The organism is Zoogloea sp., from assembly GCF_044344315.1.
In the GTDB taxonomy this organism is placed as follows: Bacteria; Pseudomonadota; Gammaproteobacteria; order Burkholderiales; family Rhodocyclaceae; genus Zoogloea.
The window spans coordinates 24,897-43,548 of record NZ_JBIJDC010000009.1 but is presented as its reverse complement, the minus strand read 5'-3'; the positions used below and the strand labels follow the sequence as shown (position 1 = coordinate 43,548).

The 18,652-nt window shown below is 65.1% G+C and carries 20 protein-coding genes; 9 read left to right on the top strand and 11 right to left on the bottom strand.

Annotated features, from left to right (window positions below; translation table 11 throughout):
• Nucleotide 1 precedes the first annotated feature (1 nt).
• Genes ACIQ09_RS03435 through ACIQ09_RS03405 form a run of 7 tightly spaced genes read left to right on the top strand, consistent with a single transcriptional unit; the run spans nt 2 to nt 4,469 of the window.
• Nucleotides 2-1,360: an ATP-binding protein gene (locus ACIQ09_RS03435; protein WP_398306135.1), complete on the top strand. Its 1,359-nt coding sequence runs from the start codon at nt 2-4 to the stop codon at nt 1,358-1,360.
• Between the two features lie 39 nt (nt 1,361-1,399).
• Nucleotides 1,400-2,110: an MBL fold metallo-hydrolase gene (locus ACIQ09_RS03430; RefSeq protein WP_398306132.1), complete on the top strand. Its 711-nt coding sequence runs from the start codon at nt 1,400-1,402 to the stop codon at nt 2,108-2,110.
• Nucleotides 2,100-2,498, top strand: coding sequence for a group II truncated hemoglobin (locus ACIQ09_RS03425; RefSeq protein WP_398306129.1), 399 nt, complete (start codon nt 2,100-2,102; stop codon nt 2,496-2,498). Before ACIQ09_RS03430 ends, ACIQ09_RS03425 begins: the two co-directional genes overlap by 11 nt.
• A gap of 58 nt (nt 2,499-2,556) precedes the next feature.
• On the top strand, nt 2,557-3,093 hold the full coding sequence (locus tag ACIQ09_RS03420) for a septation protein A (protein WP_398306126.1): 537 nt from the start codon (nt 2,557-2,559) through the stop codon (nt 3,091-3,093).
• Nucleotides 3,093-3,395, top strand: coding sequence for a YciI family protein (locus tag ACIQ09_RS03415; protein WP_398306123.1), 303 nt, complete (start codon nt 3,093-3,095; stop codon nt 3,393-3,395). The genes ACIQ09_RS03420 and ACIQ09_RS03415 overlap by 1 nt, the downstream gene beginning before the upstream one ends.
• Nucleotides 3,392-3,655 carry a BolA family protein gene (locus ACIQ09_RS03410; protein ID WP_398306120.1) on the top strand — a complete coding sequence of 88 codons (264 nt, stop codon included), beginning with the start codon at nt 3,392-3,394 and terminating at the stop codon, nt 3,653-3,655. The genes ACIQ09_RS03415 and ACIQ09_RS03410 overlap by 4 nt, the downstream gene beginning before the upstream one ends.
• A gap of 34 nt (nt 3,656-3,689) precedes the next feature.
• Nucleotides 3,690-4,469 (top strand): peptidyl-prolyl cis-trans isomerase, encoded by a 780-nt coding sequence (locus tag ACIQ09_RS03405; protein ID WP_398306117.1) that lies wholly within the window; start codon nt 3,690-3,692, stop codon nt 4,467-4,469.
• 133 nt (nt 4,470-4,602) lie between these two features.
• On the opposite strand, the gene ACIQ09_RS03400 is transcribed toward ACIQ09_RS03405, so the two are convergent.
• From ACIQ09_RS03400 to ACIQ09_RS03385, 4 genes are read right to left on the bottom strand one after another with little or no spacing between them, the layout of a single operon-like run.
• Nucleotides 4,603-6,399, bottom strand: a complete 1,797-nt coding sequence (locus tag ACIQ09_RS03400) for an acyl-CoA dehydrogenase (protein WP_398306114.1) — start codon at nt 6,397-6,399, stop codon at nt 4,603-4,605.
• A gap of 52 nt (nt 6,400-6,451) precedes the next feature.
• Entirely contained in the window at nt 6,452-7,117 is a 666-nt protein-coding gene (locus ACIQ09_RS03395; RefSeq protein ID WP_398306111.1) for an energy-coupling factor ABC transporter permease, read from the bottom strand.
• 29 nt (nt 7,118-7,146) lie between these two features.
• Entirely contained in the window at nt 7,147-8,088 is a 942-nt protein-coding gene (locus tag ACIQ09_RS03390) for an electron transfer flavoprotein subunit alpha/FixB family protein (RefSeq protein WP_398306108.1), read from the bottom strand.
• On the bottom strand, nt 8,088-8,837 hold the full coding sequence (locus ACIQ09_RS03385) for an electron transfer flavoprotein subunit beta/FixA family protein (RefSeq protein WP_398306105.1): 750 nt from the start codon (nt 8,835-8,837) through the stop codon (nt 8,088-8,090). The genes ACIQ09_RS03390 and ACIQ09_RS03385 overlap by 1 nt, the downstream gene beginning before the upstream one ends.
• A 231-nt stretch (nt 8,838-9,068) precedes the next feature.
• On the opposite strand from ACIQ09_RS03385, the gene ACIQ09_RS03380 reads away from it, so the two are divergent.
• Nucleotides 9,069-9,662, top strand: a complete 594-nt coding sequence (locus tag ACIQ09_RS03380; protein ID WP_398306102.1) for a TetR/AcrR family transcriptional regulator — start codon at nt 9,069-9,071, stop codon at nt 9,660-9,662.
• Here the strand turns inward: ACIQ09_RS03380 and ACIQ09_RS03375 are convergent.
• From ACIQ09_RS03375 to ppx, 7 genes are read right to left on the bottom strand one after another with little or no spacing between them, the layout of a single operon-like run.
• Entirely contained in the window at nt 9,652-10,428 is a 777-nt protein-coding gene (locus tag ACIQ09_RS03375) for a TatD family hydrolase (protein ID WP_398306099.1), read from the bottom strand. The two genes, ACIQ09_RS03380 and ACIQ09_RS03375, sit on opposite strands and share 11 nt — an antisense overlap.
• 19 nt (nt 10,429-10,447) lie before the next feature.
• Entirely contained in the window at nt 10,448-11,248 is an 801-nt protein-coding gene (locus tag ACIQ09_RS03370) for an enoyl-CoA hydratase (protein WP_398306096.1), read from the bottom strand.
• 54 nt (nt 11,249-11,302) lie between these two features.
• Nucleotides 11,303-11,926: an ABC-type transport auxiliary lipoprotein family protein gene (locus ACIQ09_RS03365; protein WP_398306093.1), complete on the bottom strand. Its 624-nt coding sequence runs from the start codon at nt 11,924-11,926 to the stop codon at nt 11,303-11,305.
• Nucleotides 11,927-11,955: 29 nt separating this feature from the next.
• Nucleotides 11,956-12,900: an MlaD family protein gene (locus ACIQ09_RS03360; protein WP_398306090.1), complete on the bottom strand. Its 945-nt coding sequence runs from the start codon at nt 12,898-12,900 to the stop codon at nt 11,956-11,958.
• Nucleotides 12,900-13,676, bottom strand: coding sequence for an ABC transporter ATP-binding protein (locus tag ACIQ09_RS03355; protein ID WP_398306087.1), 777 nt, complete (start codon nt 13,674-13,676; stop codon nt 12,900-12,902). The genes ACIQ09_RS03360 and ACIQ09_RS03355 overlap by 1 nt, the downstream gene beginning before the upstream one ends.
• The gene (locus ACIQ09_RS03350) at nt 13,673-14,806 is read right to left on the bottom strand and encodes an MlaE family lipid ABC transporter permease subunit (protein WP_398306084.1); all 1,134 of its coding nucleotides are present in this window, start codon (nt 14,804-14,806) and stop codon (nt 13,673-13,675) included. The genes ACIQ09_RS03355 and ACIQ09_RS03350 overlap by 4 nt, the downstream gene beginning before the upstream one ends.
• Nucleotides 14,807-14,815: 9 nt before the next feature.
• Nucleotides 14,816-16,327: an exopolyphosphatase gene (gene ppx / locus ACIQ09_RS03345; protein ID WP_398306081.1), complete on the bottom strand. Its 1,512-nt coding sequence runs from the start codon at nt 16,325-16,327 to the stop codon at nt 14,816-14,818.
• A 158-nt stretch (nt 16,328-16,485) separates the two neighbouring features.
• On the opposite strand from ppx, the gene ppk1 reads away from it, so the two are divergent.
• Complete coding sequence (gene ppk1, locus ACIQ09_RS03340; RefSeq protein WP_398306079.1) at nt 16,486-18,573, top strand: polyphosphate kinase 1; 2,088 nt, start codon at nt 16,486-16,488, stop codon at nt 18,571-18,573.
• Nucleotides 18,574-18,652: the final 79 nt, after the last annotated feature.

Sequence of the window (18,652 nt, the reverse complement as noted above, 5' to 3'; positions counted from 1 at the left end):
CATGGCGCCTGCCCGCTATCGTTCTTTCCTAGTAGGGGCTCCGCGCACCCTGCTGTGGCGGATCTTCCTGGTCGTCACCCTGCTGATGCTCGCCTCGGTGGCCGTCTGGTCGGCGATCTTCAGCCATTTCGACCAGGCCAGCCGGGCCGCACAAACAGCCCAGGCGGTCGTCAGCATCATCAACCTGACGCGCACGGCCCTGCTCAATGCCGACCCCTCGCTACGCAAGGACCTCCTCCTTGACCTGGCGACCCAGGAAGGCATCCGCATCTATCCGGCCGAAGCCGACGACAGGACGACACCCCTGGAAGACAGCAACCTGGTGCGCAAGCTCACCGCCGACGTCCGCCACCAGCTCGGGCCGGACACCCGCTTTGCGTCGTCGTGGGAAGGGCTGGCCGGCTTCTGGGTCAGTTTCCGCATTCAGGCCGACGATCCGGAAGACACGGGCGAATTCTGGCTCATGCTGCCGGCCGAGCGGATCATGCGCCCCCATGCTCTGGAGTGGATGTGGTGGGGTACGGCCGCGCTCAGCCTGGCCATGCTGGGCGCCTACATGATCGTCTCGCGCCTCAATCGCCCCCTCAAGGCCCTGGCCGCCGCCGCGCGCACGGTGGGCCGTGGCGAAGTCCCACCCCACCTCAGCGAGAGCGGGCCGGCAGAAATGGCCGACCTGGCCCACGCCTTCAATCAGATGTCCCACGACCTCCAGGAGCTCGACGCCGACCGGGCCCTGATCCTGGCCGGCGTCTCCCATGACCTGCGCACACCCCTTGCACGCCTGCGCCTGGGTATTGAAATGTGCGGCGCAGATCCGGCCGAGGTGGACGCGATGGTCTCCGACATCGAAGACATGGACCGTATCATCGGGCAGTTCCTGGCCTTCTCAAAGGCCGACGGGGATGAAGGCCTGGAAACCATGGATCTGGCCGAACTGGCCAATGAACTGGCCGGGCTCTACGCCCGCCGGGGATTTCCCATCTCCGTGCTGGCCACAACAGCAGCCCGGGCGCAAGTACGCCCCCAGGCCCTGCGCCGGGCCGTCACCAACCTGATCGAAAACGCCCTCCATTACGCCGGCCACCCGCCGGAGCTCGCCGTCGGCATGCTCGACGGCCGCCCGATGATCGAGGTGCTCGACCGTGGCCCCGGGATTCCCGCCGCCCAGACCGAGAAAGTCAAACGCCCCTTCACCCGTCTGGAATCTGCCCGCAGCAACACCAAGGGCTCCGGGCTGGGGCTGGCCATCGTTGACCGCATCGTCCGCGGCCAGCATGGTGAGTTTCGCCTGCTCCCCCGCGAAGGCGGCGGCCTGCGTGCCAGCATCCTGCTGCGCGGTCATACCAAAAGCCTGAGTTGAAGCTAGAATCAGGTCCGTCTCCCTCCTCCTAGTGTTCCCATGATCCTGTTCCATCAATTCTTCGATCCCACCAGCAGCACCCTCAGCCATCTGCTTGCAGATCCCCTGACGGGCGACGCGGTCATCATCGACTCGGTCAAGGAGCACGTGGGCGCCTACATCACCTTTCTGCAGGAGCAGGAGCTCCAGCTGGCCTGGATTCTGGAGACCCACATCCATGCCGATCACATCACGGGAGCCGCCGGGCTGTGCGAACTGACCGGCGCACGCAGTGCCATAGGTGCCGGTGGTGGTGTGGGTTGCGCCGACCGCCTGTTGTCCGACGGCGACACCATCATCTTCGGCAACGAACTCATCCGCGTGATCCCGACGCCCGGTCACACCCCCAGCTGCGTCACCTACCACTGGCGCGACCGGCTGTTCACCGGCGACGCCCTGATGATCGGCGGCTGCGGTCGGACCGACTTCCAGGGTGGCGATGCAGGGACCCTCTACGACAGCATCACTGAACGCCTCTTCGTGCTGCCCGACGAAACCCTGGTCTATCCGGGCCATGACTACCGCGGCGCCCGCGTCTCGTGCATCGGTCAGGAAAAAACCAGCAACCCGCGCCTGTCCGGCCGGAGCAGGGATGAATTCATCGAACTGATGGCTAAGCTCGACCTGCCCCGCCCGCACATGATCGACGAGGCCCTGTCCGCCAATCTTCGCTGTGGCCACGTTGGAGAACACGACATCCATGGTGCCTGAGCAAGCTACGCCCTACTCCGACCTGGGTGGCGCCGAAGGCATCCGCCGCCTCGTGCATCGCTTCTACACCCTGATGGACACCCTCCCGGAGGCCTGGGACGTACGCCAGATGCACCCGGAAGATCTATCCGGCTCCGAGGAGAAGCTCTTCAAATATTTAAGCGGCTGGCTGGGCGGCCCGCCGCTGTACGAGCAGGAGTTCGGCCACCCCCGGCTGCGCGCGCGCCATCTGCCCTTTGCCATCGCCAGCGCCGAGCGGGACCAGTGGCTTATGTGCATGCAGCAGGCTTTTGACGAGTGCATCCCCGCCAGCCCCCTGCGCGAACGCTTGTGGGGCGCTATCGAGGGTCTGGCAGACCACATGCGCAATCGCGCCGAACCGGCCTGACCCGCCCTCCTCCGGACAACCTTCCCCGTCTCGTTCCTCGCCTTCCGCTCTCCGACCGATGAAATTCCTTTTTGACCTGTTTCCCATCATCCTGTTTTTTGTTGCCTACAAGTTCTCGGGGATCTTCGCCGCCACGGCAGTGGCCATCGTCGCCACCATCGGGCAGATCGCGTGGGTGTGGTTCCGCCATCGCAAGGTGGATACCATGCTGTGGGTGAGTTTCGGCATTGTCACCGTGTTCGGCGGTGCCACCCTCCTCTTCCACAACCCCACCTTCATCAAGTGGAAGCCCACTGTGCTTTACTGGTTCTTTGCAGGCGCCCTGCTGTTCTCGGCACTGGTACTGCGCAAGAACCTGATCCGCACCCTGATGGAAGCACAGTTGAAGCTGCCCGACGCCCTGTGGGGGCGCCTCAACCTTGCCTGGGCGGCCTTTTTTGCCGGCATGGGTGTCCTCAACCTGTTTGTTGCCTACACCTACTCCGAAGACACCTGGGTCAATTTCAAGCTGTTCGGCGGCATGGGGCTGATGCTCGTGTTCGTCCTGGCCCAGGGAATGCTGCTGTCCCGTTACCTTGAAGAGGAACCCAAGTAATGCTGTATGCCCTGATCGGTGAAGACGCCCCCAACTCCCACGACAAGCGGATGGCCGTGCGTGCCGAGCACCTGGCCCGTCTGCAGGCCCTGCAGGCCGACGGCCGCCTGATCCTGGCCGGCCCCTGCCCGGCGGTAGACTCCCCCGACCCCGGTGCTGCCGGCTTCACCGGCAGCGTCATCGTTGCCGAATTTGCCTCCCTCGCCGATGCCCAGGCCTGGGCCGATGCCGACCCCTACAGCACCACCGGCGTGTTTGCCCGCTGCACGGTCAAGCCCTTCAAGAAGGTCTTTCCCCAATGAACGTGATGGATGAGATCCGCGCCCGCCTGGCGAGCCTTCAGCCCGTCAGCCTCGAACTGATCGACGACAGTCATCTGCACGCGGGTCACGCTGGCGCGCGTTCCGGTGGCGGGCACTATCGCCTCGCCATCGTGTCCACTGCGTTCCAGGGCAAGAACACCGTCGCCCGCCACCGGATCATCTACGATGCCCTGGGCGAACTGATGCGCAAGGAAATCCACGCCCTGGCCATCCAGGCACGCAGTCCCGAAGAAAACTGACTTTCAAACCGCAACACCCAAGCAAGGAAACCTGATGAAGATCGTCCCGAGCCGTCTGGCTCTGTCCCTCATCGCGGCCTTCGTCGCGATCCCCGCCTTCGCTCAGACCGTCGTCACCGTGAACGGCACCGCGATTCCCCAAGCCCGCGCCGACGTGATGATCAGCGAGCAGAAGGCCCAGGGCGCGCCGGACTCCGAACAACTGCGCAACGCGGTCAAGGAAGAGCTGGTCCGCCGCGAAGTACTCGCCCAGGAAGCCCGCAAGAAGGGCCTCGAGAAGGCCGGCAACGTGCAGGCCCAGGTCGAGCTCGCCCGCCAGGCGGTGCTGATTCGCGCCTACCTGCAGGACTACGTAAAAGCCCACCCGGTCACCGACGCCGAAATCAAGGCCGAGTACGAGAAGATCAAGTCCCAGCTGGGTGACAAGGAATACAAGGCTCGCCACATCCTCGTCGAGAAGGAAGAAGAGGCCAAGGCCATCATCGCCAAGCTCGACAAGGGCGAGAAGTTCGACGAGCTGGCCAAGCAGTCCAAGGACCCGGGCTCCAAGGACAAGGGCGGCGACCTGGGCTGGGCCAACCCGGCCGGCTTCGTCAAGCCGTTTGCCGACGGCCTGACCAAGCTCGAGAAGGGCAAGTACACCACCACCCCGGTCAAGTCCGACTTCGGCTACCACGTGATCAAGCTCGAAGACAGCCGTCCGGTCAAGGCGCCGTCCTTCGACGAAGCCAAGGGCCAGCTGAAGCAGCGCCTGGAGCAGATGCGCGTCGAGCGTCACATCGCCGAGCTGCGCACCAAGGCCACCGTCAAGTAAGACGGCCTGGGCAGAATGACAAAGGCCGACGGTTCGCCGTCGGCCTTTGTCATTCTCCGCGCCCCACCTTGCGGTGAGCTGCGGAACAGGGGCCGGATGGCCCCTGCCCTTACCTATCGCTGCGAGCCATCGATCAGAACTGGTCTTCCGTCAGCGCCAGGGCGCCCGCGGCACCGCTGACCACCGAGTAGGCCAGGCCCGGCGCCTGAGCCAGCACATGGTCGGCATAGAAGCGCGCCGTGGTGATCTTGGCCTTGTAGAAGGATGCATCGCCACCGCCCTCGGCCAGACGGCGGGCCGACACCAGCGCGGCACGTCCCATCTGCCAGCCGCCGGCAACAATGCCCAGCAGCTTGAGGAAGGGGACGGAACCCACCGACGCCGACTTGATGTCGGCACCGTAGGTGGCGACGATGTAGGCAACCGCCTCTTCCAGTGCCGTCACGGCGGCGGAAAGGGACTTGCGGATCGCGGCGAACTCTTCGCCGGCCGCCTCCGACAACTGGGCCTCGACCCGGCGCATCTCGGCGATGGCCAGCTTGACGGTCTGGCCACCTTCCCGGGCGATCTTGCGACCGATCAGGTCATTGGCCTGGATGGCCGTGGTGCCTTCGTAGATCGACGTGATCCGTGCGTCGCGGAAATGCTGTGCCGCACCGGTTTCCTCGATGAAGCCCATGCCGCCATGCACCTGCACGCCGGTGGAAGTGATCTCGATGGAGGCTTCGGTGAGCCAGCCCTTGACCACCGGGATCATCAGATCCATGAAGGCCTGGTTCTGGGCACGCACGGCCTCGTCCGGGTGATAGTGGGCCATGTCGGTCGCAGCGCCAACCACGTAGGCCAGGGCGCGCTGGGCCTCGATCTGCGACTTCATGCTCATCAGCATGCGACGCACGTCGGGGTGATGGATGATGCTCACCTTCGGGCCGCCGCGCACGCCGGCCTCGGTACCCTGGATGCGGTCCTTGGCGTAGGCCAGGGCCTGCTGGTAGGCACGCTCGGACAGGGCCAGGCCTTCCATGCCGACGGCGAAGCGGGCTTCGTTCATCATGATGAACATGTACTCGAGGCCGCGGTTGGCTTCGCCCACCAGAGTGCCGATGGCACCCCCCTTGTCGCCGAAGGCCAGCACGGCTGTCGGGCTGGCGTGGATGCCGAGCTTGTGCTCGATGGACACGCAGTGCACGTCGTTACGCTCGCCGGGGCTGCCGTCGGCCTTGAGCAGGAACTTGGGCACAACGAACAGGGAAATGCCCTTCACCCCTTCCGGTGCGTCCGGCAGACGTGCCAGCACCAGATGGATGATGTTGTCGGTCATGTCATGCTCGCCGTAAGTGATGAAGATCTTCTGACCGAAGATCTTGTAGGTGCCATCACCCTGGGGAACGGCGCGGGTGCGCACGGCGGCCAGGTCGGAGCCGGCAGAGGGCTCGGTGAGGTTCATGGTGCCGGTCCATTCACCGCTCACCATCTTGTGCAGGTATTGGGCCTTCTGTTCGTCGGTACCGCGCAGCTTGATGGACTCGATGGCGCCATTGGTCAGCATCGGACACAGGGAGAAGGCCATGTTGGCCGACTTCCACATTTCCATCACAGCCGTGGAAACCAGTTTGGGCAGGCCCTGACCACCGAACTCCGGCTCGCAGGCCAGTGCTGTCCAGCCGGCCTCGGCGAACTGCTTGTAGGCTTCCTTCCAGCCGGTGGCGGTACGCACCTCGCCGTTATCCCAGGTGGCGCCTTCCTGGTCACCGGTCCAGTTGAGGGGCGCGATCACGCCACTGGCAAATTTATTGGCTTCTTCAAGAATGGCGTCGACGACATCGGGGGACGCATCCTCACAACCCGGCAGGGCGGCTACGGCGTCGAGGTCGGCGAGTTCGCGCAGCACGAACTGCATGTCGCGAAGGGGTGCGGTGTAGCTGCTCATTGTTTTTTCTCCACGGAATGTTGTTTTAGGTTTTACGACCAGGCAGGCCGGCTTACTTGTTCATCAGGTAACTTCTGTCATCAAAGCTCGCCACCCACTCCGGGCAGTACACCACCAGCAGGGTCAGGGCCATGCCCGACAGCCATGCTTCGGCGAAGCCCAGCAGCAGAAAGAAAGGCAGATACTCGGACAGCAGCTTGTCCGCCGGGTAAGCGCCGGCAGCAAAGAGGGTCAGCGATGCGATGAGGCCCTGGAGCAGGACGATCACGGCAGCGCCGATGAAGGCATTGACAAAGATATAGACAAAAAAGTGCCGCGGTAGCCAGCGCTCGATGAGCGTGAAATAGAGGCTGCCCAGCGCCACCGGGATGATCCCCATCACCAGAAAGTTGATCGGGTAGGCGCCCCACTCGACACTGCCGTTGAGGGTCACACCGGCCAGGGCCAGGCCAAGCACGACGAGAGCCAGTTGCGGCCCGAAGATCAGCGTCGTCGCCATGGCCCCCAGCAGGTGGAGATTCAGTCCGGGATAGACGCCGGCATTGAGGCTCCACAGCAGGGTCAGGATGACGGCAGCGCCGAGAACAGCATTCAGCTGATGCCCGTCGAGCAGGCGACGCCATGGGGCCGTACGAAGGATCCACAGCCCGACCCCTGCCCCACACAGTGCGGCAAACACATGCCACGCTGTGGAGAAGAGGTCGGGCTGAAAGTTCATTCAGGCAGGCCCCGGACCCGTTAACGCGCTCAGACCGCGGCCGTGAGCTGGGGAACCGCCTCGAACAGATCGGCCACCAGACCGTAGTCAGCCACCTGGAAGATGGGAGCTTCAGGATCCTTGTTGATCGCCACAATCACCTTGGAATCCTTCATGCCGGCCAGATGCTGGATGGCACCGGAGATGCCCACAGCCAGGTAAAGCTGGGGCGCGACGATCTTGCCGGTCTGACCAACCTGGTAGTCGTTGGGCACGTAGCCCGCATCCACCGCCGCACGACTGGCACCGAGAGCAGCACCGAGCTTGTCGGCCAGGGGCTCCAGGACCGCGTGATAGTTCTCACCGCTGCCCATGCCACGACCACCCGAAACGATGATCTTGGCGGCGCCCAGTTCGGGACGTGCCGACTTGGTCAGCTCGCGGCCCAGCAGCTTCGACAAGCCGGAATCGGCCACCGCCGACACTTGCTCGACCGCAGCACTGCCACCCTCCCCCGCGGCTTCGAAGGCCGTGGTGCGGACGGTAATGACCTTGACGGCATCGGCGGACTTGACCGTGGCCAGGGCATTGCCTGCGTAGATCGGACGCACGAAGGTGTCGGCCGATTCAATGGCAACGATCTCGGAGATCTGGGCCACATCCAGCAGGGCGGCCACACGGGGCAGCACGTTCTTGCCGAAGGTGGTGGCCGGAGCCAGCACATGGCTGATCGCACCCGCGGAAGCACCGACGACGGCGAGGATCTGCGCCGCCACGTTTTCGGCGGACTGGTCGGCGAAGGCAGCCGAATCGGCCACCAGCACCTTGGTCACGCCCGCAACCTTCGAGGCGGCCTCAGCGGCGGCCCCCGCAGCGGAACCCACCACCAGCACGGCGATGTCACCACCCAGCCGGGCTGCCGCAGTAATCGTGTTGAGGGTCGCGCCCTTCAGGCACGCATTGTCGTGCTCGGCAATAACCAGAACCGTCATCACAGCACCTTCGCTTCGTTCTTGAGTTTGTCGACCAGCTGAGCCACGTCAGCCACCATCACGCCGGCGCTGCGCTTGGCCGGTTCAACCACCTTCAGGGTGGTCAGGCGGGGCGTCACATCCACCCCCAGATCCGCCGGCTTGACGGTTTCGAGGGGCTTCTTCTTGGCCTTCATGATGTTCGGCAGCGTCGCATAGCGCGGCTCGTTGAGACGCAGGTCGGTGGTCACCACCGCCGGCAGGGCAATCTCGAGGGTCTCGAGGCCGCCGTCGATCTCGCGGGTCACCGTGGCCTTGCCGGCACTTACCGCCACCTTGGAGGCGAAGGTGGCCTGGGGCCAGCCCATCAGCGCCGAGAGCATCTGGCCGGTCTGGTTGGCATCGTCGTCGATAGCCTGCTTGCCACAGATCACCACCTGGGGCTGTTCCTTGTCGCACAGGGCCTTGAGCAGCTTGGCCACGGCCAGGGGCTGCAGCTCGGCATCGGTCTCGACCAGGATACCCCGGTCGGCGCCAATGGCCATGGCGGTACGCAGGGTTTCCTGGCATGCCCCCACGCCGCAGGACACAGCCACCACTTCGGTGGCAACGCCAGCTTCCTTCAGGCGGACGGCCTCTTCGACGGCGATTTCGTCAAAGGGGTTCATGGACATCTTGACGTTGGCAATATCCACGCCCGTACCGTCGCTCTTCACGCGGACCTTGACGTTGTAATCGACCACACGTTTAACGGGAACCAGAATCTTCAATGCTGCGCTCCTTGAAATTGGATTTTCTCCACCAGTTTTATGGGTTTGCGACCGAAGGCGAGTCCCGCGAAGAGACCTGCCCGCAAACCTGTTTTCCGACCACCCGACCCATGGCGCGAAGACGCGCGGGAGGCAGTTCGGTACAGCAGGTGGCAGCTTCTCACAGGCCACCTTGCTTTGTCACTTTCCGTACGGTAGCGTATGGCCTTCGAACCGTCAATACTACGCCGTATGGAAAAGCCCCCCCGCCTTCAGCTTGACCGTGCAGCCTGGATCCAGGCCGCCCTCGACACCCTCGCCGACGAGGGCGTGACAGGCGTGCGTGTCGAAGTCCTGGCCAAACGCCTGCATGTGACCAAGGGTAGTTTCTACTGGCATTTCAAGGACCGCCAGGATCTCCTCTCGGGCATTCTCGAAACCTGGAAGGACGGGCGCATCCGCGACATCATCAAGCAGACCCGGCCGGAGGCCGGCGGCGAGGAAGCGCAGATCTTCCGCGTCATCGATGTTTACAGCACCAGCCGCAACCGCAAGGGCATCCTGATCGAGCTGGCCATGCGCGAATGGGCCCGCCGCGACCCCGCCGCCGCGCTCATCGTCGAGGAAGTGGACGCCTGGCGGCTGCGCTGCGCCCGGGAGCTGTTCCTGGCCTGCGGGGTGCCGATGCACGAAGCCTCGACCCGCAGCATGCTCCTCTATGCCTACGTTTTCGGCGTATCGATGATGAACTGCGAAAAGTTCGACGGCGACATCACACGCATGAAGGACGACATCCGCGAGCTCATTGCCCGCAGCCACACGCCCCTGGCGAGCCCTAAACCCTGAACTCTGCCAAGCCTGGAATGGCGCTCCGCGCGTTGCGCCCCGTCGCGGCAATCAGCGCCTCGACCTCCATGCCCCGCAATGCGGCCAGCACCTCGGCAAAACGGCGCAGGTTGGCTGGCGTGTTGCGCTTTCCTGCCCCCCAGGCCGGTGGAATGTCTGGTGCATCGGTTTCCAGCACGAGGTGCTCTATGGGCAGGCTTGCCGCCAATTCCCGGATGCGCGTGGAGCCGGTGTAGGTCATCGCCCCGCCAAAGCCGAGGTGAAAACCGAGGCTGATGAAGGCTTCAGCCTGCTGACGGCTGCCATTGAAGGCGTGGGCAATGCCGCCACGGGGGCGAAAGCGACGCAGTTGCTTGAGCACCGCATCCTGAGCACGGCGGATGTGCAGCACCACCGGCAGATCGAAATCCCGCGCCAGCCTGAGCTGGGCCTCGAAGTAGTGGAGCTGCAGCGGCATGTCGCCGTCGGGGACGAAGCCATCCAGGCCGATCTCACCCACCGCCACCGCACCGCCTGCGGCCAGCCGCTGGCGCAGGCTTTCCAGATCCGTGGCCTGCGCCTGCCGTACGTACATCGGGTGAATGCCGAAAGCGTGCCGGCAGTCCGGGTTGTCGGCACTCAACGCTGCCACGGCGTCGAAATTGGCGGCTCCCACCGCCGGCACCAGAAAGGCACCCACACCGGCCCGGCGGGCTTCATCAAGCACCGCCGCCCTGTCCCCGTCGAATTCGGCGGCGTCCAGGTGGCAATGGGTGTCGATCAGCACGAGGGGAGCCGCCCGGGCCTTACTTACCGGTCCACACCGGCTTGCGCTTGGACATGAAGGCGTCGATGCCCTCGGCCGCATCCTCACACATCATGTTGCAGGCCATCACTTCGGCAGCGTGCTGGTAGGCCGCATCAAGGCCCATCTCAAGCTGGCTGTAGAACATCTGCTTGCCCATGGCAATGGCCGCCGGGGACTTGGCGCAGATGGACGCGGTCAGGCGGGCCACCTCCTCGTCCAGGGCCTCCAGGGGCACCACGCGGTTCACCAGGCCGCGACGACGGGCTTCGGCGGCATCGATGAAATCACCGGTCACCAGCATCTCGAACGCCTCCTTGCGCCCCATGTTGCGGGACAGACCGACGCTTGGGGTGGCACAGAACAGGCCGACATTGATCCCCGAGACGGCAAAGCGGGCCACATCGGAGGCCACCGCCAGGTCACACATGGAGACCAGCTGACACCCCGCCGCCGTCGCGATGCCGTGGATGCGCGCAACCACCGGCTGGGGCATGTTCACGATCTGCATCATCACCTTGCCGCACAGGCGGAACAGCGCCTGCTGGAAAGCCTTGGTGTAGTTGCCGCGCATCTCCTTGAGATCATGGCCGGCGCAGAAGGCCTTGCCAGCACCGGCCAGGACCACCACCCGCACCGACTTGTCGGCGGCAATGGCCTCCAGCTCGGACAGCAGGGCTTCAAGCATGTCCCGGGACAGGGCATTGAACTGGCCCGGCCGGTTGAGGGTCAGGGTGCTGACCCCATCGGCATCGACGCGCAGCAGCATGGGTTCGGTATTGGTTTCGGGGACGGCGTTCATGGTGTTCTCCTCCAGTTGATGAAATGCCGGCAAGTACCTGCCGGTCGTGAAAAATCAGCTGCCGCAACGGGTGCGCAGGCTTCCTGCGGGGCCGGGGGCAGCAGCCTCCAGGCCCTGCAGCCAGTTACGGATATCGCTCTTCAGCTGCAGCGTGCCAGCACGCAGGGCGGCAACGCCCCCCGCCGCATCAGCCGTAGGCGCCTCATGATCGAGGGCAAAGGCCCGCACTGCCAGGGGCTGCTCGGTGCGCGGGGCCAGCAAGGTAACCCGGGCCTCGATCACGCCCCGACTGGCCTGTGGTGAATCGAAACGCTGGGTGAATTCATCCAGGTCCACACGCAGCCGGCAGCCGCCGGCAGGGGTCGCCGGATCGCCGGCGCGCAAAGCGCGCTTGAGCACCAGCTCAACCAGTTGTGCCGGCTGGGCCGCCCAGCGGTTGTCCTTGAAGGCCTGACGGCGGGTGGACTGGGCATAGGCCAGCCGGTAGGCCATGACATTGGAGGCCAGCCAGGGCGCCGGCACCACCTCCACATTACGTAGCGGAATGCCCACCGGCGCCAGCGTCGCCGCCTCAAGGGGGCCGAAGTCATGCACTGCGACCCCGGCTGTCGAAGGCGGCAGGGCGGTGCATCCGCCCAGGGCGGCAAGCAGCATCAGGGATGGGAAGAGGCGCGGCATGGCGGGGCAGGATTCCGGTCGAAAAAGGCTCATCGCGCGGGCTCGCGGAAACCGGCCTCGCCGGGCCCCGGCTGGGGCCGGCCGCGCCCGAGGATGAGCATCTGGGGCGAGGAATCGATCTCGTCGAGCAGCTCGGACAGCTGCCGCGAGGTGGACGTCAGCTCCTGGAGCAGCATGTTGAAGCGCGGCAGGGTGCTGCCGGCCAGGCCCTCCCCGGCCGTGCCGGCAAGGCTATCGATGCGTTCGCTGAGCGTCTGCAGCCGCACCAGCAGCTTGCGTCCCTCGACCACCATCGGCGCCGCTTCGGCGCTTGCCCGCTCCAGGTTCTCCAGGGTCCGGTCAACCCGTGCGAGTTTGTCCTTGCTGAAGGCCTGGCGCACGGCAGCCAAAGTACGCGGGGCCTCTTGCAAGGTCAGGTCCAGGCCACGGCTTGCCGCCTCGAGGTTGGCCAGGGTGCCCTCCACCCGCTTGAGGTTGTCAGGCCGGGTCAGTGTGGCAAGACGCTCTGTCATGTCGCGCAGCTGCCGGAGAGTCTGCAGGGCGGTGTCGGAAAACTCCTCTAAAAGGCTCGGCGCCAGAGGAATCCGCGGCGGCATGCCCTCCTCGCCGGCCAGCGGCTGGCTGGCAGTGCCCGGATCATCCAGGGCAATGAAGGCCAGCCCGGTCACGCCCTGGGTTGCCATCCGAGCCCGCGTTGCCGTAGTGACGGGCAGGTCGGCACGGATGCGCACCGTTACCAGCACCTGCCGCGGATCGGCCGGATCAAGGGCGATGCGCGCCACCTTGCCTGCCACGATGCCGCGATAACGGACCGTCGCCTGGGGGTTGAGGCCATTGACGCTACCGGCGCTCACCAGTATCAGATCGCGGGTGGTCTCGCGCTTATCCGAGAACCACCACAGGGCAAGAACCACGGCGGCACTCAGCAGAATGGCAAACAGGCCGGTGGCGATGGCATGGGCACGGTTCTCCATCAGCCGGCCCCGTGGCCCCGGGCCAATGCTGCCTGGCTGCGGGCACTATGAAAGAAGCGGTCGATGAAGGGATCCTGCACGTTCATGATTTCGTCGAGGGGGCCAAAGGCCAGTATACGCCCGGCGGCAAGCACGGCCACCCGGGTGGCCAGGGCAGCCAGGGTATCCAGGTCGTGGGTCACCAGGATCACGGTCAGGCCAAGGGCCTGGTGAAGGGAGCGGATCAAGGCCACGAAGGCGGCGCTCAGGTCCGGGTCGAGGCCGGCAGTAGGTTCGTCGAGCAACAGCAGCTCCGGCTCCAGCGCCAGGGCACGTGCCAGCGCGACCCGCTTGACCATGCCCCCCGAGAGCTCCGCCGGCATGCGCAGGGCCACGTCCGGCGCGAGCTCGACCATGGCCATCTTGAGCAGGACGAGATCCCGCAACAGGCCCTCGTCCCGAACACCGAACTCGCGCAGGGGAAAGGCGATGTTGTCGAAAACGGTGAACGCGGAAAACAGCGCGCCCTGCTGGAAGAGCATACCGAAACGCCGCCGCCGGGCCAGTTGTGCCTGATGAGAACCGGAAAACAGCGGCTCACCGAAGACCCGCACCTCCCCCTCTGCCGGCGTGAGCAAGCCCACCATCTGGCGCAGCAGGGTGGTCTTGCCGCTTCCCGAGCCTCCCACCAAGGCCACCACTTCCCCGGCAGGTACCGCCAGATCGATGCCCTTGTGGATCCACTGCTTGCCGAAGCGGGTGGACACGCCCTGCAGTTCGACGGGAAAGGAACTCATCGGTAGGGCAGACCGACAGAACGGGTGGCGATGGCAAAGACCGCATCCACCAGAATCACGACGGTGATGGAGGCCACCACCGACGCCGTGGTGTTGGCGGAAAGACTCTCGGTATTGGGGCGGACCCGCAGGCCGAAATAGCAGGCCACCAGGGCGATCAACAAACCAAACACGGCCCCTTTGGTCAGCCCGATCACCAGGTTGGCCGCCGGTACGGCGCGGGGCAGTGCATTCAGGAAAAAGTCGAAGCTCAAATCGAGTTGCAGCTTGGCTGACACCATGCCGCCGAGGATCGCCACCGCCGACCCCCACAGAGTCAACAGCGGCATGGCCAGGGTCAGGGCCACCACCTTGGGCAGCACCAGGCGCACATGGCGGGAGATCCCCATGGCGGTCAGGGCATCGATCTCCTCGGTCACCCTCATCACCCCGAGCTGGGCAGTCATGGCCGAGCCCGAGCGGCCCGCCACCAGCACCGAGACGAGCACAGGGCCAAGCTCACGGATGATGCCCAGGCCGAGAATGTTGACAATGAAGGTATCCGCCCCGAAGGCCCGCAACTGCAGCGCCGACAGATAGGACATCACCACGCCAATGAGAAAGCCGACCAAGGCTGTCACCGGCATGGCCCGCACCCCGACCTTGTAGAAATTGGCCGAGATCTCGCGCAGCGGCCAGCGGTCGTGATTGCGCAGCAGGCCTCCAAAGCTGATCAGGATGTGCCCCACCAGGGCAACGAAGCCAAGCACATGGTGCGCGACCGCATGCAGGCCTCGCCCAAGCTGGGCGGTGCCGTCCAGAAAGCGATACCCGGGTTCGACCGGCAGGGCATCCGCGGGTAGCGCCTCTGCCCGCGCCAACACCGGCGCGAGGGCCTCGGGCAGCTCAAGCCGCAGCGGACGCTGCCGCCCCCAGCGCCGCCACAGCAGCAGCGCCCCGAAACTATCCAGACGGCTCACCGCCGCCAGGCTCCATCCGGCCCCCGACGGGATCAGGGCAAACTGCCGCTGGATGTCAGGGGGCAAGGGGCACAGCAGGTGCAAGGTCCAGTCGCCAGACAGAACAACCTCTGTTCCATCACCGCCGGCATCGATCCGGATGGCCGGGAGCGGGCGGGTGGACTGGGTCACCGGCAAGCCTCAGGTGGCTGCCGGGCTACGCGCCGAAGCACGTTCGACGCGCACCTTCAGGGGCAGCCCGATGGCCTGCCACTGGCGCTCCTCCTCCTCCAGCGCCGCCGCCGTGAGCGGCAGGTTACGCAGCCACTCGGCATCGGCCACCACCACATGACCACGCCCCTCGCGCTTCAGGCGCAGCGGTGGCACGCCGCGACCATCCCGCGCCCGGTGCACCACGGCTGCCAGGCGCAGGCACAGGATCAAACGCCATTCCGGGCTCTCCGGCTCAAGGGCACCGACCCGCGACAGCTTGCCCCGGTGGGCCAGCACCATGCGCGCCAGACGCCCCTGATCCATACGGGAGAAGCCGGGCATATCGGCGTTGCCCAGAATGTAGGCGCTGTGCTTGTGATAGCTGGAGTGCGCCACCGACACGCCGATCTCGTGGAGCTGGGCAGCCCACTCCAGGAAGCGCCGGTCCACGTTTTCCTCTTCGGCTGCTGTCGGATCGAGTTGCAGCAGGAAGGCCCGGGCCGTCTCGGCCACCTGGCGGGAATGCGCGCCATCCACGTCATAACGGGCCACAAAGGCCGCCACCGTGGCGTCCCGCAGATCATGGTGGTGGTAGCGACCGAGCAGGTCGTACAACACACCGAGACGCAGGGCTCCCTCGGAGAAGGTCATACGCTCCAGGCCAAACTCTTCGAACACCGCCCACATGATGGCAAAGCCGCCCGTCAGCACGGGCAGGCGGTCGGGGCGCAGCCCCTCGAGCTGCAGGCTGTTTACGTTGCCGGCCTTGAGCATCAAGGCACGCAGCCGTTCCAGGCCGCTGCGGGTGATACCCCCGTCCGACAGACCGTTGAGTTCCAGGATATCCACGAGGGCCTTGGCCGATCCGCTGGACCCCACCGCCTCCTGCCAGCCGATCTCCCGGTAGGCGTGGGAGATGGTCTGGATCTCCTTCATCGCCGCCAGCTCGGCATCACGCAGGCCGCGCTTGTCTACCCGCCCGTCGGGGAAATGCCGCAGGGAGAAGCTCACGCAGCCCATGTACAGCGATTCCAGGGCAATCGGCTGGAAACTCTTGCCGATCACGAATTCGGTGGAACCACCGCCAATATCCACCACCAGCTGCTGCCGATGGGGATTGGGCAGGGTGTGGGCGACGCCCACGTAAATCAGACGCGCCTCCTCCCGACCGGCAATAACCTCGATCGGAAAGCCGAGGGCGGCCTCGGCCTGCACCAGAAAGTGGGCAGCGTTCTTGGCCACGCGCAGGGTGTTGGTCGCCACCGCCCGCACGGCATCCGGCGAATAATCGCGCAGACGCTCGTTGAAGCAGCGCAGGGCGCTGATTCCCCGGAACTGGGAAGCGGCATCAAGCATGCGATCAGGGGACAAGCCGGCCGCAAGGCGCACGGACTCCTTGATACCATCGAGGGGATAGATCTGGTCATTGACGATCCGCCCGACCTGCAGACGGAAACTGTTGGAGCCAAGATCAATGGCAGCAATCAACTCACGGTTCATGAATCACACACAAGATACGCCCAGGGCGCCAAGGCCCGGAATTCTAGCACCGGCGACCCGTCGGCCTACCGGATTCAATCCCTCGCCCTCATCGTCATCTGCCTGAAACACTACCGTCACATACTTCGGACGAATCCGGACGATCACAAGGACGAAGCATGCCGCACCCTCATTCCGACCGCCATTTCAGCACCGATCACTTCATCAACCGCGAGCTGTCCCTGCTGCAGTTCCAGCGCCGGGTACTCGCCCAGGCGGCAGACACGTCGGTACCACTGCTGGAGCGGCTCCGTTTCCTGTGCATCGTTTCCAGCAACCTCGACGAGTTCTTTGAAGTACGCGTTGCCGGGGTCAAGGAACAGCAACGCCTCGGCAGCCTTGTCCTGACCACCGACGGGCTGGCCCCTGCCGAGTTGCTGTCACGGATCAGTCGCGAGGTCCATAGCCTCATCACCGACCAGTACAACCTGCTCAACAACACCATCCTGCCGGCGCTGGCCGCCGAAGGAATCGTCTTCCTGCGCCGGTCGGTATGGACCGATGCCCAGCACCTGTGGGCGCGGGATTACTTCGTCCGCGAAGTGATGCCGGTCCTCACCCCCATCGGCCTGGACCCGGCCCACCCCTTTCCGCGGGTGCTCAACAAGAGCCTCAACTTTGCCGTCGAGCTGGAAGGCCGCGATGCCTTCGGGCGCAACTCCGGCGCCGCCATCGTGCAGGCCCCGCGTGCCCTGCCCCGGGTCATCCGCCTGCCCAAGGACCTCACCGGCGTGGACTACGGCTTCGTGTTCCTGTCGTCCATGCTGCACGCTCATGTCGGCGAGCTCTTCGAAGGCATGAACGTGCTCGGTTGCTACCAGTTCCGGGTCACCCGCAACTCCGACATGTTCGTGGACGAGGAAGAGGTCAAGGACCTGCGCGCCACCCTGAAAGGCGAACTGCAGCAGCGCCACTATGGCGATGCCGTGCGCCTGGAGATCGCCGACAACTGCTCAGAGGCCATGGCGGACTTCCTGATGACCCAGTTTGGTCTCGACCGCGGGGACGTCTATCGGGTCCCCGGCATGGTCAACCCGGTGCGCCTCAATCAGGTACCCGACTGGGTTGAGCGCCCCGATCTCAAGTACCGCTCCTTCCGGCCCGCCCGGCCCCGCGGCCTGGAAAAGCAGGACAACATCTTCCGCGCCATCCGCCGCCAGGACATCCTGCTGCATCACCCCTTCCAGAGCTTCGAGCCGGTCATCGAGTTGCTCAAGGCCGCCGCCGACGATGCCGACGTGGTTGCCGTCAAGATGACCGTGTATCGCACCGGCACTGACTCGGTGCTGATGGAACACCTGGTGCGGGCCGCCCAGAAGGGCAAGGAAGTCACCGTGGTGCTCGAACTGATGGCCCGCTTCGACGAAGAGGCCAACATCAGCTGGGCCGCCCGCCTCGAGGAGGTCGGTGCTCACGTGGTGTACGGCGTTTTCGGCTACAAGACCCACGCCAAGATGCTCCTGCTGGTACGCCGCGAGGAAGGCACCCTGCGCCGCTACGCGCACCTGGGCACCGGCAACTACCACCCGCGCACCACCCGCTTCTACACCGACTTCGGCCTGCTCACTGCCAACGAAGAGATCGGCGCCGACGTGGCCGAAGTCTTCAAGCAGCTCACCGGCCTCGGCCAGGCCGGACGCCTGCGCCACCTGTGGCAGGCGCCCTTCACACTGCAGCCCAACGTGGTACAGGCCATCAAGGATGAGGCCGAGATCGCCCGGGCCGGGCGCAAGGGCCGCATCATCGTCAAGGTCAATGCCCTGCTCGAACCGGAGACCATCGAAGCGCTCTACGAAGCCTCCCAGGCCGGCGTCGAGATCGACGTGATCGCCCGCAGCGTGTGCGCCCTCAAGCCGGGTGTCGCCGGCCTCTCGGAGAACATCCGGGTGCGCTCCATCGTTGGACGCTTCCTGGAGCATCACCGCATTTTCTACTTCGGGGCCGATGGTGCCGACAAGCTCTATCTGTCCAGTGCCGACTGGATGGAGCGCAACTTCTTCAAGCGCATCGAAATCGGTTTCCCCATCCTCGACCCGAAAGTGAAACGGCGTGTAATGAAGGAAGGCCTGCGCCCCTACCTGGGCGACAACTGCCAGGCCTGGGAGCTGGGCAACGACAACCAGTATCGCCGCAAGAACCCGCGCACCACGCGCCGCTCTGCCCAGGAAATCCTGCTCAAGGAACTCAGCGGCGTACCCATCGTCTGATCTGCGGCATGAGCCTCGGTCTGAGGCCGCCCCCTGCCAGCGCGCCATGCACGGGAGCGCTGGCAGGACAGCCCCCCTG